Here is a 16,418-nt window from a genome sequence, read left to right on the forward strand (position 1 = left end):
CCGTTCATGGGGGCGTTGAACAGGATTCCGCGCGCGGCGCGCGCATGGCGGCGGCACGTGCCGGCCGTCGGCTTCGCCGTGGCCGCCGTGGCCGGGGTCACCGCATGCGAGGGCGGTGGACTCAGCTCCGCGGCCGTCGCGTTCACGACCGACGAGACCGTGACCGAGGAACTCAACCGGCAGAAGGCCGACGTGCGCTGGCTCAGCTGCACCGGGTCCTTCGGCGACAAGGGCCGCTCACCGTCCGCGGACGAGGACACCGTCGCCTCCGTCGACTGCCGGGGTGAGACCCAGGACGGCAAGGAGATCACCGTCACCGGAAAGGTCACCCACGCCGTCAACGGCGCCTGCGTACGCGGGGACCTCACCGCGAAGGTCGGCGGAAAGCAGGTGTTCCGGGTCGACGGCCTGGGCGACTGCGACTCCACCAGCCCGCCGCGCGTCGGCGAACCCACGCACCGCGGCCCCGGCCCCACCGTCACCGTGACCGTCACGACGACCGTGTGGTGCGAGCAGTACCCGTCGTGTCGCCCCGTCGAGGGCAAGTGATCGGAACCTCTGTCCAAGGCCGCCCGCCCTGCATAGGGTGACCGGGTGACACAGTCCGCATCGGTCGCATCCGCCGCTTATCTCCGGTTCCCGCATCTGCACGGCGAGTTGGTCGCCTTCACCGCCGAGGACGACGTGTGGCTCGCCCCGCTCGACGGCGGCCGGGCCTGGCGGGTCAGTGCCGACAACGTGCCGGTGACCCGGCCCCGTATCTCGCCCGACGGCACCACCGTCGCCTGGACCTCCACCCGTGACGGCGCCCCCGAGGTGTACATCGCGCCCGTCGACGGCGGCCCCGCCAAACGCCTGACCCACTGGGGCAGCGCCACCACCCGGACGCGCGGCTGGACGGCGGACGGCCGGGTCCTGGTGACCAGCGCCCACGGCCAGGCCAGTCTGCGACGCACCTGGGCCCGCGCCGTCCCCCTGGACGGCGGCCCCGCCACCACCCTGCCCTACGGCCCCGTCGGCGACGTCGCCCAGGGCCCGCACACCGTGCTGCTGTCCGCACCGATGGGCCGCGAGGCCGCCTGGTGGAAGCGCTACCGGGGCGGTACGGCGGGCAAGCTGTGGATCGACCGCGAGGGCGACGGCGAGTTCGTACGGCTGCACGAGGACCTCGACGGGAACATCGAGTGCCCGCAGTGGGTGGGGACGGGGGTCCCCCCGCTCGAGCGAGACCGAGAGCGGGGGAGGATCGCGTTCCTCTCCGACCACGAGGGCATCGGCGCCCTGTACTCCTCCCTCGCCGACGGCTCCGACCTGCGCCGGCACACCCCGCTCGAGGGCTTCTACGCCCGCCATGCCGCCACCGACGGCACCCGGGTCGTCTACTCCGCCGCCGGTGAACTGTGGCTGCTGGACGACCTCGACGGGGACGGGCCGCGCCGCCTCGACATCCGGCTCGGCGGGCAGCGCGTCGACCTCCAGCCGTTCCCGGTGAACGCCGCCCGCTGGTTCGGCTCCGCGTCCCCCGACCACACCGCGCGCGGCAGCGCCGTCTGCGTGCGCGGCACCGTCCACTGGGTCACCCACCGCGCCGGCCCCGCCCGCGCGCTCGCCGCGACCCCGGGCGTACGGGCCCGGCGGCCCCGCACCTTCCGCGCGGACGGCGAGGAGTGGGTGGTGTGGGTGACCGACGCCGAGGGCGACGACGCCCTGGAGTTCGCCCCCGCCACCGGACTCGCCCCGGGCACCACTCCGCGCCGGATCGCCGCCGGACGGCTGGGCCGCGTCGTGGAACTCGCCATGGCCCCCGACGGCGGCCGCGCCGCGGTCGCCTCGCACGACGGCCGGGTCCTCCTCGTCGAGCGGGAGACCGGTGAGGTCCGGGAGGTCGACCGCAGCGAGGACGGCGACGTCTCCGGGCTGGTCTTCTCACCCGACTCCTCCTGGCTCGCCTGGTCCCACCCCGGCCCGCGCCCGCTCAGCCAGCTCAAGCTCGCCCACACCACCGACCTGTCGGTCACCGAGGCGACCCCGTTGCGCTTCCAGGACTACGCGCCCGCCTTCACCCTCGACGGCAGGCACCTCGCGTTCCTGTCGACCCGCTCCTTCGACCCGGTCTACGACGAGCACGTCTTCGACCTGGCCTTCGTCGAGGGCGTACGCCCGTACCTGATCACCCTCGCGGCGACCACCCCGTCGCCGTTCGGCCCGCAGCGGCACGGCCGGCCCTTCGAGACACCGGACCGGGACGAGACCCCCGACAGCGAGGGCACCCCCACCACCCGCATCGACCTCGACGGTCTCGCCGACCGCATCGTGCCGTTCCCGGTGGAGGCGGCCCGCTACACCAACCTGCGGGCCGCCAAGGACGGTGTGCTGTGGCTGCGGCACCCGGTGCGCGGTGTGCTCGGCGCGTCCAGGGCCACCCCGGACGACCCCGACCCCAAGACCGACCTGGAGCGCTACGACCTCGCCCAGCAGCGCGTCGAGCACCTGGCCGTGGACGCGGACCACTTCGAGGTCAGCGGCGACGGCAAGCGGGTGCTGCTGTGGACGGACGGGCGGCTGAAGGTCGTACCCAGCGACCGGCGCGCCTCCGGCGACGACGACAGCGACACCAACATCACCGTCGACCTGGACCGGGTCCGTCAGTTCGTCGATCCGGCCGCCGAGTGGCGGCAGATGTTCGACGAGAACGGCCGCATCATGCGGGACAACTTCTGGCGTCCCGACATGAGCGGAGTGGACTGGGACGGGGTCCTGGACCGGTACCGGCCCGTGCTCGACCGGCTCGCCACCCACGACGACCTGGTGGACCTGCTGTGGGAGGTGCACGGCGAGCTCGGCACCTCGCACGCCTACGTCGTCCCGCGCGGCGGGTACGGCGACGGCGCGCGGCAGGGGCTGCTCGGTGCGGACATCTCCCGCCACGAGGACGGTGGTTGGCGGGTGGACCGGATCCTGCCCGCGGAGACCTCCGACCCGGACGCCCGCTCGCCGCTCGCCGCGCCCGGTGTCGCCGTCCGGCCCGGTGACGCGATCGTCGCCGTCGCCGGGCAGCCGGTCGACACGGTGACCGGGCCGGCGCCGCTGCTGGCGGGGACGGCGGGGAAGCCGGTGGAGCTGACGGTGTCGCCGGCGGGGGGCGGCGAGCCGCGGCACGCGGTGGTGGTGCCGCTCGCCGACGAGGAGCCGCTGCGGTACCACGCGTGGGTCGCGGACCGGCGGGCGTACGTGCTGGAGAAGTCCGGTGGGCGGCTGGGGTACATCCATGTTCCCGACATGCAGGCGCCCGGGTGGGCGCAGATCCACCGCGACCTGCGGGTGGAGGTGCTGCGGGAGGGGCTGATCGTGGATGTGCGGGAGAACCGGGGCGGGCACACGTCGCAGCTCGTGGTGGAGAAGCTGGCCCGGCGGATCGTGGGGTGGGACCTGCCCCGCGGGATGCGGGCGGAGAGCTATCCGCGGGATGCACCGCGGGGTCCGGTCGTGGCCGTCGCCAACGAGTTCTCCGGGTCCGACGGGGACATCGTGAACGCGGCGATCCGTGCGCTGGGGATCGGGCCGGTGGTCGGTACCCGTACGTGGGGTGGGGTGATCGGGATCGACAGCCGGTACCGGCTGGTCGACGGGACGCTGGTGACCCAGCCCAAGTACGCCTTCTGGCTGGAGGGTTACGGGTGGGACGTGGAGAACCACGGGGTCGATCCCGATGTGGAGGTCGTGCAGCGGCCGCAGGATCACGCGGCGGGGCGGGATCCGCAGCTGGACGAGGCGGTGAGGCTGGCGTTGGAGGCGCTGGAGTCGACGCCGGCGAAGGTGCCGCCGGTGTTGTCCTGAGCGGGGGCGCCCCGGCCCACCCGTGCGGCCCTGTGGCACCACTGCCCGCGGGTACGATGCTGGCTACGTGATCAGCTGGCTTGAGGAGGGTTCATGGCTGGGGAGCCTCAGGACGACTGTTTGTTCTGCAAGATCGTCGACGGGAGCATTCCCGCGACGATCGTGCGGGAGACCGGGACCACCGTCGCGTTCCGTGACATAAACCCCCAGGCGCCCACCCATGTGCTGGTGATCCCGAAGGCGCACCACCGGGACGCCGCCGCCCTCGCCGCCGCCGCGCCCGAGCTCGCCGCGGACGTGCTGCGGGAGACGCGGGCCGTCGCCGACGAGGAAAAGCTGGAGAGCTACCGGATCGTCTTCAACACCGGCGCCGGCGCCGGTCAGACCGTCTGGCACGCGCACGCCCACGTCCTGGGCGGTCGTGGTCTCGAGTGGCCCCCCGGATAAGCCGCCTTGTCCGCACGTGAACTGGTGGTCCTCGGCACCGCCAGCCAGGTCCCCACCCGGCACCGCAACCACAACGGCTACCTGCTGCGCTGGGACGGCGAGGGCATCCTGTTCGATCCCGGCGAGGGCACTCAGCGCCAGATGCTGCGCGCCGGGGCCGCCGCCCACGACCTGAACCGGATCTGCGTCACCCACTTCCACGGCGACCACTCCCTCGGCCTCGCCGGGGTGATCCAGCGCGTCAACCTCGACAAGGTGCCGCACGAGATCACCGCCCACTACCCGCGCTCCGGGCAGCGCTTCTTCGACCGCCTGCGGTACGCCACCGCCTACCGCGAGACGGTCGCCCTCACCGAGGCCCCGGTCGACACGGACGGCCCCCTCGCCCGTACCCCCGGCTACACGCTGGAGGCGCGGAAGCTGTCCCACCCCGTCGAGGCGTACGGCTACCGGCTGGTCGAACCCGACGGCCGGCGCATGCTCCCCGACCGGCTGGCCGCGCACGGCATCAAGGGCCCGGACGTCGGCCGCATCCAGCGCGAGGGCACGCTCGGCGGGGTCCCGCTGGAGGAGGTCAGCGAGGTGCGGCGCGGGCAGCGGTTCGCGTTCGTGATGGACACCCGGTTGTGCGACGGGGTGCACGCGCTCGCCGAGGGCTGCGACATGCTGGTCATCGAGTCCACGTTCCTCGACGAGGACGAGGAACTCGCCGTCGACTTCGGCCACCTGACCGCCGGGCAGGCGGCCCGGGTGGCGCGGGAGGCGGGCGTACGGCACCTCGTCCTCACCCACTTCAGCCAGCGCTACACCGACCCGGAGGAGTTCGAGCGGCAGGCGCGGGCGGCCGGGTACGAGGGTGAGCTGACCGTGGCACGTGACCTGCAACGGGTGGCGCTTCCGAAGCGTCGGTGAAACCGCCGTACGATATTTCGATGCCCATACCGAAAGCCGAACTGCACCTTCATATCGAAGGGACCCTTGAGCCCGAGCTGGCCTTCGCGCTTGCCGCGCGCAACGGCGTCGAGCTGCCCCACGCCGACACCGACGCGCTCCGCGAGGCGTACCGCTTCGAGGACCTGCAGTCCTTCCTGAACCTGTACTACGAGCTCATGGCCGTGCTGCGCACCGAGCGGGACTTCGAGGACCTCGCCGACGCCTACCTCGCCCGCGCCGCCGCGCAGGGCGTGCGGCACGCGGAGATCTTCTTCGATCCGCAGGCGCACATCGCGCGCGGTGTCGACATGGGCACGGTGGTCGAGGGGCTGTGGCGGGCGCTGGGCAGGAGCGAGGAGACGCACGGCGTCTCCACCCGGCTGATCATGTGCTTCCTGCGGGACGGGTCCGCCGGGTCGGCGCTGGCCACCCTGGACGCCGCGAAGCCGTATCTGGACCGGATCATTGGCGTCGGGCTCGACTCGGCGGAGGTCGGGCATCCGCCGGTGAAGTTCCGTGAGGTGTACGAGGCCGCCGCCGCGCTGGGGCTGCGGCGCGTGGCGCACGCCGGTGAGGAGGGGCCGCCGGAGTACATCACCGAGGCGCTGGACGTCCTCGGCGTGGAACGGGTCGACCACGGGCTGCGCTGTGTGGAGGACCCGGCGCTGGTGGAGCGGCTGGTGCGGGAGCGCGTGCCGCTGACGCTGTGCCCGCTGTCGAACGTGCGGCTGCGTACGGTCGACACCCTTGCCGGTCATCCGCTGCCCGCGATGCTCGACGCCGGTCTGATGTGCACGGTCAACTCCGACGACCCGGCGTACTTCGGTGGCTACGCCGGGGACAACTTCGACGCGGTGCGTGAGGCTCTGGGGCTCGGCCCGGAGCGGTTGCGTGAGCTGGCCCGTAACTCCTTCCTCGCCTCCTTCCTGGAGGACGACGAGGAGCGGCGGGCGCGCTGCCTCGCCGAGGTGGAGGCGTACGACTTCGGCTGACCGCCATGAGCGGCGGGCCGGGGCTTCGGCCGGGCGGGGGCGGGTTTCGCCTGCCGGCGCTCGCCGGGTGCCTCCCCCGGAGGGGGTGCCCCCGGCCCACCCGTGCCGCCCCAGCGGCACGACTGCCCGCGGTGACGCGGTGGTTCAGTGGCCGCCGGGCGCCCGCGTCGCCGCCGCCGTGTCGTAGGTGCCCCGGGTCGGGGCCGGGGTGCCGTCCAGGGGGATCTCCACCACCGGCTGTTCCGGGGCGCCGACCTCGGGGACCGCGCCCGTCGGAGTGCCCGTGGCCGCGGCGACCACGGCCGCCGGGTGACCGCCGCGGCGGCGGACCGCGCCCGGCAGCAGCGGGCGCCCGCCGGTGTGCAGGGCGACGGCGGTCATCGGCAGCGCTACCAGCAGCAGACCGGTGCCGAGCACCACGCCCATCACCGGGAAACCGGCCTGCGCGGACAGCACGCTGCCGGTCAGCGGCCCCGCGGCCGTGCCCAGCGACGACGCCGAGCCGACCAGCACGGCCCACCGCCCCCGCGGATCCAGCGAGGCCGCCAGCCCGATCAGGTACGACAGGACGACCGGGTAGATCGTGTTCCAAGCGATCTCACCGGCGGCGAAGCTGCCCAGACCGGTCGCGGAGGCGCTGAGCGCGATGCAGCCGGCGATGAGGACCGTGCCGCCGCCGATGGGCAGCGCCCGCCCCAGCCGCGGCCCCAGCGCGCCCGCGCCCAGGACGCCCAGCAGCCCGGCGCCCAGCGCCACCGCGAAGACGACCCCCACGGTCGGCTCGGAGAGGTGCGCCTGGCCGACCCCGATGCGTCCGCTCACGCCCCACAGCGCGTTCTGGGCGAGTGACCACAGCAGCATGGTGCCGGCGAGGACCATGCCCGAACGCCGGTGCGGCAGGCGGGCGGTGTCGTCGGATCCGGTACGGCGCGGACCGGGCGTGCCGGCCGGCAGCCGGGACGTCAGCGGCCACACGGCGAGCGCGGTCAGGGCGATGGCGGCCAGGGTGAGCCCGTGTCCCGGCAGGCGCGGCACCGTCAGGTACACCACCCCCGCGAGCGCGGAGACGCTGAGCAGCCCGAGGGCGGACGCCCGGTGCGGGTCGCGTTCCGCGGCGATCCGGGTGGCGGCGACCGTCGTGGCCGTACCCGAGCCGAACCCGCCGATCACCGCGCCGGCGACGACGGCCGGTACGGCGGTGGTGAGGGCGGCCCCGCCGTAGCCGACGGCGGCCAGCAGCAGGCCCAGCCGGGCCAGGGTCCGTGCCCCGACCCGCTCCACGCGCGAGGCCAGCAGGAACCCGGCGGTCGCGGAGCTCAGCAGCAGCGCGCTGCCGACGGCTCCCGCCTGGGTGGCGGAGAGACCGAGCCCGCGTTCCAGCCGGCCGACGGTGGTCGGCAGCAGGTACGGGGCGAGGTACCCGGCCGTGAAAAGGGCGACGAGGGGCCAGGGGGTGGTGCGGGGGGCGAACACGGGCGTTCCCGGGGCGTGCGGAAGGGACGGTGCGGAGACCGTGGGGGAGGGAGGGGGCGACGACCGTCGACGGACAGGAACGCGCGGGCAATTTGTATCAAGCGAGGGGAGGGCGACGGGAGTGCCCAGGGTGTGATCTGAATCACCCTTGCGTTTGAAGTCCCGGAAGGCCGGGTAAAGGCGTCCGCTACCGCCAGTGAATGGCTCCGCCACCTGCGGGAACCGTCGTCTCCACCTTCGTCCGGATCTCCCGCATCACGGCGACGATCCGCTCCTCCCGCTCCGGCGTCAGCCGGGCCACCGGCACCGAGCAGCTGATGGCGTCCTGCGCGGGGGAGCCGTACCGCAGGGCGAACCCGAAGCCGATGATCCCGGGCACGCCCTCCTCACGGTCCACGGAGTAACCGCGCTCCCGCACCCCGGCCAGGTCGGCGGCCAGTGACTCCCGCGAGGTGTGCGTGTTCGGCGTGGCCGCCTCGTACGGGCCCTCGGGCAGTTCCTCGTCCGGCCGCTCCGCCAGCAGCGCCTTGCCGAGCGCGCCCACGTGCGCCGGCAGCCGCCGCCCCACCCTGCTGATCGTCCGCAGGTACTCGTGCGACTCGCGCGTCGCCAGGTACGCCACGTCGTGGCCGTCCAGCCGTCCCATGTGGATCGTCTCGCCCAGCGCGTCGGACGCCTCGTCCAGATACGGGCGTACGGCCCGCACGCGCGGGTCCGAGTCGAGGTAGCTGGTGCCGGTGAGCAGGGCGCGGATGCCGATGCCGTACAGCGAGCCGGTGACGTCGGTGCGGACCCAGCCGCGCGCGATCAGGGTCTGCAGCAGCGCGTACATCGAGCTGCGCGGCACCTTCAGCGCGTCCGCCAGCTCCTGGAGGCGCGCCGGACGGTCACCGCGCGCGGCGAGCAGTTCCAGTACCTCCATCGTGCGCGCGGCGGACTTGACCTCGCGCACGCCCCCTGTCTCCGACATGCGCCGATCGTAGTCCGGCGGGAGGAGGTACGGGCCGGGCCATTGACGGCTCTCGTTCCCCTACTTAACCTTCATTTTCATACATGGATAACGTCTACATGGGGAGATGGGTGAGGGTGAGTCCCGATACGGACCCGAGCGGTACGGCCGCCGTGGCAAGACGCCTGAAGGACGGAATGGCGAACGGAGTGCTGTCCTTCCCGCTCACCGCCTTCCACGAGGACGGCTCCCTCCACCCGGACGGCTTCCGCGCCCATGTCGCCGAACGGATCGCCACCGCCCCCGGCGCCGTCTTCCCCGCCTGCGGCACCGGCGAGTTCTTCTCCCTGGACGAGGACGAGTACCGGCAGGTCGTCACCATCACCGTCGAGGAGAGCGCGGGCCGGGTACCGGTCGTCGCCGGCATCGGCTACGGCTGGGCGCAGGCCACCCGCTTCGCGCGCATCGCCGAGGACGCCGGCGCCGACGCCCTCCTCGTCCTGCCGCACTACCTCGTCGCCGCCCCGCAGGACGGCCTCGTCGCCCAGCTGGCGGCGGTCTCCGCCCGCACCCGGCTGCCGCTGATCACCTACCAGCGCGGCCAGGTCGCCTACACCCCCGGCTCGCTCAAGCGGATCGCCACCCTGCCGAACGTCATCGGCCTCAAGGACGGCCACAGCGACCTCGACCGGCTGCAGCGCCTCACCCTCGCCGCCCCCGAGGGCTTCCTCTTCTTCAACGGCGCCGCCACCGCCGAGATCCAGGCCCGCGCCTACGCCACCGTCGGCGTCCCCGCCTACTCCTCCGCCGTCCACGCCTTCGCCCCCGAGATCGCGAACGCCTGCTTCACCGCGCTGCGCGACGGCGACCACGGCACCGTCGACAAGCTGCTGCGCGACTTCTACGTGCCGTTCGTCGAACTGCGCGACCGCGTCCCCGGATACGCGGTGTCGCTGGTGAAGGCGGCGGCCCGGCTGCGCGGACGCCCCGTGGGCCCCGTGCGCGCCCCCCTCACCGACCCCGCGCCCGGCGACCTCGCCGACCTCCGGACCCTGCTCACCACCGGACTCGACCTCGTAGGAGCCGCCCTGTGACCACGCCGACCTCCCGCGACCTGACCGTCACCGAGGTCCGGCTGACGCCGATCCTCGTCGCCGACCCGCCCCTGCTCAACACCCAGGGCGTCCACCAGCCCTACACCCCCCGTCTGATCGTCGAGGTGGTCACCGCCGACGGCACCACCGGCCTCGGCGAGACCTACGGCGACACCAAGTACCTGGATCTGGCGGGGCCCCTCGCGGACCGCCTCGTCGGTCACCGGGTCGGCGACCTGAACAGGCTGTTCACCGAGGCCGACGAAGTGGCCGTCGACGCCTCCCAGGTCTCCGGCAAGGTCGACGTCGGCGGGCTGCGCGGCGTGCAGACCGCCGACAAGCTGCGCCTGTCCGTGCTCTCCGCCCTCGAGGTCGCCTGCCTCGACGCCCTCGGCAAGAGCCTCGGCCTGCCCGTGCACACCCTGCTCGGCGGCAAGGTGCGCGACACCGTCGAGTACAGCGCGTACCTCTTCTACAAGTGGGCCGGCCACCCGGAGGGCGTCCCCGCCGAGAAGGACGACTGGGGCGCCGCCGTCGACCCGGCCGGAGTCGTCGAACAGGCCCGGATCTTCACCGAGCGGTACGGCTTCACCTCCTTCAAGCTCAAGGGCGGCGTCTTCCCGCCCGACGAGGAGATCGCGGCCGTACGCGCCCTCGCCGCCGCGTTCCCCGGACACCCCCTGCGCCTCGACCCCAACGGTGCCTGGTCCGTGGAGACCTCGCTGAAGGTGGCCGAGGAACTCGGGGACGTCCTCGAGTACCTGGAGGACCCCGCGCTCGGCACCCCCGCCATGGCCGAGGTCGCCGCCCGCACCGGGGTGCCGCTCGCCACCAACATGTGCGTGACGACGTTCGCCGAGATCAAGGAGGCCTTCACGCGGGACGCCGTCCAGGTCGTCCTCTCCGACCACCACTACTGGGGCGGACTGCGCAACACCCAGCAGCTCGCCGCCGTCTGCCGCACCTTCGGCGTCGGCGTCTCCATGCACTCCAACACCCACCTGGGCATCAGCCTCGCCGCGATGACCCACGTGGCGGCCACCGTGCCCAACCTGCACCACGCCTGCGACTCCCACTACCCCTGGCAGTCGGAGGACGTCCTCACCGAACGCCTCACCTTCGAGAACGGCACCCTGAAGGTCTCCGACGCTCCCGGCCTCGGCGTCGAGCTCGACCGCGACCGGCTGGCGGCCCTCCACCGGCGGTGGCTCGACGACGACGGCTCCCTGCGGGACCGCGACGACGCGGCGGCCATGCGCGTCGCCGACCCGGACTGGACCACACCCGCCGTGCCGCGCTGGTGACCTCCCCGGGAGGCGACATGGGGTGACGGCCGTCACCTTGTCGGTGGCGTGGTGCACACTGGCCTGAACCGCACCATGTCAGGGAGCGCACCGTGACGGCGTCCACCAGGAAGGCACGCATCGAGGGACCGCCCTGCTCGTCCCAGGTCGATCCCCTCGCCGCCCTGCGCACACCGGACGACCCGCCCTGGGACGTCTACCTCACCGGCACCGTCTTCCTCGACATCGTCTTCACCGGCCTCGGCTCCGCCCCGGTGCGCGGGACCGAGTCCTGGGCACGCGGGATGGGGTCGAGCCCCGGCGGCGTCGCCAACATGGCCACCGCCCTGGCCCGCCTCGGCCTGCGCACCTCCCTCGCGGCGGCCTTCGGCGACGACCACTACGGCGAGTACTGCTGGGACACGCTGGAGCAGGGCGAAAGCATCGACCTCTCCCCGTCGCGCACCGTGCCCGGCTGGCACTCACCGGTCACCGTCTCCATGGCCTACGACGGCGAGCGCACGATGGTCTCCCACGGCCACGAACCTCCCCCCGAGGAACCGGCTCCCCACTGCCCGCCCCGCGCGCGTGCCGCCATCGCCTCCCTCACACCCGGCCGCAGCGCTTCCTGGATCGCGCAGGCCGCGCGCGAGGGGGCCCGGATCTTCGGTGACGTCGGCTGGGACGACACCGGGGCGTGGGACCTGGCCGCACTGCCCGACCTGCGGCACTGCGAGGCGTTCCTGCCGAACGCGGCGGAGGCCATGCGGTACACCGGCACGGACTGCCCGCGCGCGGCCGCGCACGCCCTCACCGAGCATGTGCCGGTCGCCGTGGTCACCCTCGGGGCGGAGGGCGCGTACGCGGTGGACCGGCGTACGGGGGAGACCGCGTCGGTGCCGGCGATCGAGGTGGAGGCGCTCGATCCGACCGGGGCGGGGGACGTCTTCGTCGCCGGGTTCGTCACGGGGACGCTGGCGGGGTGGCCGCTGGCCGACCGGCTCGCCTTCGCGGGGCTCACGGCGGCGCTGTCCGTGCAGGAGTTCGGGGGATCGCTGTCGGCGCCGGGGTGGACGGAGATCGGGGCGTGGTGGCGCCGGGTGCGGTCGGTCGAGGGGCAGGACCCCTCGGCGCTGCGGCGGTACGAGTTCCTGACGGGGCTGGTTTCGGGGGAGCTGGTGCGGCCGTGGCCGCTGCGGCGGGCGGTGCCGACCATCGGCTTCCGCCGGTCGGCTTGAAACGGGGGCCCGCTGCACGAGGGCGCCCCCTGCCACACCCCCGTGTCGAGGGCTCCGCCCCTGCACCCCCGCCAGAGGGCTCCCGCCCCCTGGACCCCCGGCCCGTGCCCACCCGCCACCCGACTCGGTGAGCTGAAAAGCGGGCCACGGCCTCAGGCGCCCCGACCCGGTGGGGGCTGGGGTGCGGGTCTGGGTCCGGCGTCGCGCGGGCTCGGTGGGGCTGAAAAGCGGGCCACGGCCTCAGGCGCCCCGGCCCGGTGGGGTTGGGGCGCGGGTCTGGGTCCGGCGTCGCGCGGGCTCGGTGGGGTGGGGATGCGGGCCTGGGACACGGTCCCGACCCGGCGGGCCGGGATGCGGGCCACGGGCCCGGGACACGGTCCCGACCCGGCTGGTCGAGAGGTCCCGTAAAAGTCCTACGGACTTGTCACCCCTGCGTCGTACCCTGGGAGTCGCGAGGCCGCCCTCCGCCGGGCGGCCGTGACGAGGAGGATCCGCAGGCCTTCAGAGCCGGCCCATGACTCAGACACCCACAGCTCACACCCCCGCGCAGGGGCAGGCGAGAGTGCAGTTCACCGTCCCCGCCCAGCACCCCATGGTGACCGTGCTGGGTTCCGGGGACTCCCTCCTGCGCGTGATCGAGAAGGCCTTCCCGGGGGCCGACATCCACGTCCGGGGCAATGAGATCAGCGCGGTCGGCGACCCAGGCGAGGTCGCCCTCATTTCGCGCGTGTTCGACGAGATGATGCTGGTGCTCCGCACCGGGCAGCCGATGACGGAGGACGCAGTGGAACGCTCGATCGCCATGCTCAAGGCGAGCGAGAACGGGGAGAGCGACGGCCAGGAGACCCCGGCCCAGGTGCTCACGCAGAACATCCTGTCCTCGCGCGGCCGCACGATCCGCCCCAAGACGCTCAACCAGAAGCGCTACGTCGACGCGATCGACAAGCACACCATCGTCTTCGGCATCGGCCCGGCGGGCACCGGCAAGACGTACCTCGCCATGGCCAAGGCGGTGCAGGCCCTGCAGTCCAAGCAGGTCAACCGCATCATCCTCACCCGCCCGGCGGTCGAGGCCGGAGAGCGGCTCGGATTCCTCCCGGGCACGCTCTACGAGAAGATCGACCCGTATCTGCGCCCGCTGTACGACGCGCTGCACGACATGCTCGACCCGGACTCGATCCCCCGGCTGATGGCGGCGGGAACCATCGAGGTCGCGCCGCTGGCCTACATGCGAGGCCGTACTCTCAATGATGCTTTCATCATCCTGGACGAGGCCCAGAACACCAGCCCCGAACAGATGAAGATGTTCCTCACCCGCCTCGGCTTCGACTCGAAGATAGTGATCACGGGTGACGTCACGCAGGTCGACCTGCCGAGCGGCACCAAGTCCGGCCTGCGGCAGGTGCAGGACATCCTGGAGGGCCTGGACGACGTCCACTTCTCCCGGCTGTCGTCCCAGGACGTCGTCCGGCACAAGCTGGTGGGCCGTATCGTCGACGCGTACGAGCAGTACGACAGCACGCACGGCACCGAGAACGGCACGCACAAGGGCGGCCGGGGCCGGTCCGGGCACAAGGGGAAGTAGACCGAGCACCAGATGTCGATCGACGTCAACAACGAGTCCGGAACCGAGGTCGACGAGCAGGCGATCCTCGACATCGCCCGCTACGCGCTCGCGCGGATGCGTATCCACCCGCTCTCCGAACTCTCGGTGATCGTCGTGGACGCCGGCGCCATGGAGCAGTTGCACCTCCAGTGGATGGACCTGCCCGGGCCGACGGACGTCATGTCGTTCCCCATGGACGAGTTGCGGCCCCCGTCCAAGGACGACGACGAGCCCCCGCAGGGGCTGCTCGGCGACATCGTGCTCTGCCCCGAGGTCGCCGCCAAGCAGGGCGAGGAAGCGGAGACGCGGCACAGCATGGACGAGGAGCTCCAGCTGCTCACCGTCCACGGTGTGCTGCACCTGCTGGGCTACGACCACGAGGAACCGGACGAGAAGGCCGAGATGTTCGGTCTGCAGGCGGCCATCGTGGACGGCTGGCGCGCGGAGAAGGGCCTCACCGGCCCGTCCCCGGCCCCGACCGTGTCATGAGTCCGACACTCGTCCTCGGCGCGATCGCCCTGGTCGTCGTCGCCTGGCTGGCCGCCTCCGCGGAGGCCGGCCTCGCGCGCGTCTCCAGCTTCCGCGCCGAGGAGGCCGTACGCTCCGGCCGCCGGGGCGGCGCCAAGCTCGCGCAGGTCGCCGGCGACCCCACCCGCTACCTCAACGTGGCGCTGCTGGTCCGCGTCGCCTGCGAGATGGCCGCCGCCTCGCTGATCACCTACGGCTGCCTCAAGGAGTTCGACGGGACCGCCGAGGCCCTGCTGATCGCCATCGCGATCATGGTCCTCGTCTCGTACGTCGCCGTCGGGGTGTCCCCGCGCACCATCGGCCGCCAGCACCCGCTGAACACGGCCACGGCCGCCGCGTACGTCCTGGTGCCGCTCGCGCGGATCATGGGCCCGATCCCGTCGCTCCTCATCCTCATCGGCAACGCGCTCACCCCCGGCAAGGGCTTCCGGCGCGGACCCTTCGCCTCCGAGGCGGAGCTGCGCGCGATGGTGGACCTCGCGGAGAAGGAGTCACTGATCGAGGACGAGGAGCGCCGCATGGTGCACTCGGTCTTCGAACTGGGCGACACGCTCGTGCGCGAGGTCATGGTGCCGCGCACCGACCTGGTGGTGATCGAGCGGTACAAGACCATCCGCCAGGCCCTCACCCTCGCCCTGCGCTCCGGTTTCTCCCGCATCCCGGTGACCGGCGAGAGCGAGGACGACATCGTCGGGATCGTCTACCTCAAGGACCTGGCCCGCAAGACGCACATCAGCCGGGACGCCGAGAGCGAACTGGTGTCCACGGCGATGCGCCCGGCGTTCTTCGTGCCCGACACCAAGAACGCCGGTGATCTGCTGCGTGAGATGCAGAAGGAGCGCAACCACGTCGCCGTCGCCGTCGACGAGTACGGCGGCACGGCCGGCATCGTCACCATCGAGGACATCCTCGAGGAGATCGTCGGCGAGATCACCGACGAGTACGACCGTGAGCTGCCGCCGGTGGAGGAGCTGGGCGAGGACCGCTACCGGGTCACCGCCCGCCTCGACATCACCGACCTGGGCGAGCTGTACGGCCTGGAGGAGTTCGACGACGAGGACGTGGAGACCGTCGGCGGCCTGCTCGCCAAGCACCTGGGCCGGGTGCCGATCGCGGGCGCCTCGTCCGTGGTCGAGCTCCCCGACGCCCGCGAGCTGCGGCTGACCGCCGAGACGGCGGCAGGACGCCGGAACAAGATCGTGACGGTGCTGGTGGAGCCGGTGGGCCCGGCGGACCCGTCCGCCGACGAGGAGGAGGGGCCGGAGTGACCCCGCAGCAGCTGCGGGCCCTGTGCCTGTCCTTCAACGCGGCCGTGGAGGAGTTCCCCTTCAACCCGGAGACCTCCGTCTTCAAGGTCCTGGGCAAGCTCTTCGCCCTGACGAACCTGGACGCCGAGCCCCTCACGGTCAACCTCAAGTGCGGCCCGGAGGACGCGATCAGGCTCCGCGCCGAGCACCCGGACCTGATCGCCCCCGGCTACCACATGAACAAGCGCCACTGGAACACGGTGACGGTGGACGGCACCCTCCCGGACCGCCTGGTCCGGGAGCTGGTCGAGGACTCGTACGACCTGGTCGTGGCCGGTCTGCCGCGAGCCGACCGCCTCCGCCTCGACCGCCCCTGAACCCCCTTTATGCTCGGATCATGACCGACAGCAGCGCGCTCGACCCCGAGGACCGCAAGATCGTCACCCTGGCCCGTTCCGCGCGGGCCCGCAACGGCGTGCCCGAGGGGGCCGCCGTACGCGACGAGACCGGGCGGACGTATGTCGCCGGGACCGTGGCGCTGGACTCCCTGAAGCTCAGCGCCCTGCAGACGGCGGTGGCGATGGCCGTGGCGTCCGGCGCGAAGTCGCTGGAGGCGGCGGCCGTGGTGACCGAGGCGGAGTCGGCGTCGCCCGAGGACCGCGCGGCCGTACGGGACCTCGGCGGCCCCAAGACCCCGGTCCTGGTGGCGGGTACGGACGGCACGGTCCGGGAGACGGTCACCGCGGGCTGAGACCGCGCGGGGCACCCGTCTGTCACCGGCGGTGAGCAGG

Annotated in this window: 15 protein-coding genes; 13 read left to right on the top strand and 2 right to left on the bottom strand. The window is 72.9% G+C overall.

The features are described 5' to 3' along the window. Positions 1-6 precede the first annotated feature (6 nt). The 5 genes from ACH4VX_RS00580 (at position 7) to ACH4VX_RS00600 (ending at position 6,209) form a co-directional block, all read left to right on the top strand. Complete coding sequence (locus ACH4VX_RS00580; RefSeq protein ID WP_398364656.1) at positions 7-549, top strand: hypothetical protein; 543 nt, start codon at positions 7-9, stop codon at positions 547-549. Positions 550-594: 45 nt separating this feature from the next. After that, a complete protein-coding gene (locus ACH4VX_RS00585; protein ID WP_398364658.1) occupies positions 595-3,837 on the top strand; it encodes a S41 family peptidase in 3,243 nt (1,080 codons plus the stop codon). 93 nt (positions 3,838-3,930) lie between these two features. Next, positions 3,931-4,284, top strand: coding sequence for an HIT domain-containing protein (locus tag ACH4VX_RS00590; protein ID WP_398364660.1), 354 nt, complete (start codon positions 3,931-3,933; stop codon positions 4,282-4,284). 6 nt (positions 4,285-4,290) lie between these two features. Further along, positions 4,291-5,196, top strand: coding sequence for a ribonuclease Z (locus tag ACH4VX_RS00595; protein ID WP_398364662.1), 906 nt, complete (start codon positions 4,291-4,293; stop codon positions 5,194-5,196). A gap of 20 nt (positions 5,197-5,216) precedes the next feature. Further along, positions 5,217-6,209: an adenosine deaminase gene (locus ACH4VX_RS00600; protein WP_398364664.1), complete on the top strand. Its 993-nt coding sequence runs from the start codon at positions 5,217-5,219 to the stop codon at positions 6,207-6,209. 144 nt (positions 6,210-6,353) lie between these two features. On the opposite strand, the gene ACH4VX_RS00605 is transcribed toward ACH4VX_RS00600, so the two are convergent. Both ACH4VX_RS00605 and ACH4VX_RS00610 read right to left on the bottom strand, forming a co-directional pair. Further along, the gene (locus ACH4VX_RS00605; protein ID WP_398364666.1) at positions 6,354-7,682 is read right to left on the bottom strand and encodes an MFS transporter; all 1,329 of its coding nucleotides are present in this window, start codon (positions 7,680-7,682) and stop codon (positions 6,354-6,356) included. 187 nt (positions 7,683-7,869) lie between these two features. Beyond that, on the bottom strand, positions 7,870-8,652 hold the full coding sequence (locus ACH4VX_RS00610; protein WP_398364668.1) for an IclR family transcriptional regulator: 783 nt from the start codon (positions 8,650-8,652) through the stop codon (positions 7,870-7,872). A gap of 98 nt (positions 8,653-8,750) precedes the next feature. On the opposite strand from ACH4VX_RS00610, the gene ACH4VX_RS00615 reads away from it, so the two are divergent. From ACH4VX_RS00615 to ACH4VX_RS00650, 8 genes are all read left to right on the top strand, one after another. Continuing rightward, the gene (locus tag ACH4VX_RS00615; protein ID WP_398365384.1) at positions 8,751-9,725 is read left to right on the top strand and encodes a 5-dehydro-4-deoxyglucarate dehydratase; all 975 of its coding nucleotides are present in this window, start codon (positions 8,751-8,753) and stop codon (positions 9,723-9,725) included. Further along, complete coding sequence (locus ACH4VX_RS00620; RefSeq protein WP_398364669.1) at positions 9,722-11,029, top strand: glucarate dehydratase family protein; 1,308 nt, start codon at positions 9,722-9,724, stop codon at positions 11,027-11,029. The genes ACH4VX_RS00615 and ACH4VX_RS00620 overlap by 4 nt, the downstream gene beginning before the upstream one ends. A gap of 92 nt (positions 11,030-11,121) precedes the next feature. Continuing rightward, positions 11,122-12,246, top strand: coding sequence for a carbohydrate kinase family protein (locus tag ACH4VX_RS00625; protein ID WP_398364671.1), 1,125 nt, complete (start codon positions 11,122-11,124; stop codon positions 12,244-12,246). Positions 12,247-12,760: 514 nt separating this feature from the next. Then, positions 12,761-13,831 (top strand): PhoH family protein, encoded by a 1,071-nt coding sequence (locus tag ACH4VX_RS00630; RefSeq protein WP_398364672.1) that lies wholly within the window; start codon positions 12,761-12,763, stop codon positions 13,829-13,831. Positions 13,832-13,843: 12 nt separating this feature from the next. Beyond that, positions 13,844-14,341, top strand: coding sequence for an rRNA maturation RNase YbeY (gene ybeY, locus ACH4VX_RS00635; protein ID WP_398364673.1), 498 nt, complete (start codon positions 13,844-13,846; stop codon positions 14,339-14,341). After that, on the top strand, positions 14,338-15,648 hold the full coding sequence (locus tag ACH4VX_RS00640; protein ID WP_398364675.1) for a hemolysin family protein: 1,311 nt from the start codon (positions 14,338-14,340) through the stop codon (positions 15,646-15,648). Before ybeY ends, ACH4VX_RS00640 begins: the two co-directional genes overlap by 4 nt. Continuing rightward, the gene (locus tag ACH4VX_RS00645; protein WP_398364676.1) at positions 15,645-16,004 is read left to right on the top strand and encodes an MmcQ/YjbR family DNA-binding protein; all 360 of its coding nucleotides are present in this window, start codon (positions 15,645-15,647) and stop codon (positions 16,002-16,004) included. Before ACH4VX_RS00640 ends, ACH4VX_RS00645 begins: the two co-directional genes overlap by 4 nt. Positions 16,005-16,024: 20 nt before the next feature. Then, a complete protein-coding gene (locus ACH4VX_RS00650) occupies positions 16,025-16,378 on the top strand; it encodes a cytidine deaminase (RefSeq protein ID WP_398364678.1) in 354 nt (117 codons plus the stop codon). Positions 16,379-16,418 lie beyond the last annotated feature (40 nt).

Source organism: Streptomyces sp. NPDC020731 (genome assembly GCF_044334705.1).
Taxonomy (GTDB): Bacteria; Actinomycetota; Actinomycetes; order Streptomycetales; family Streptomycetaceae; genus Streptomyces.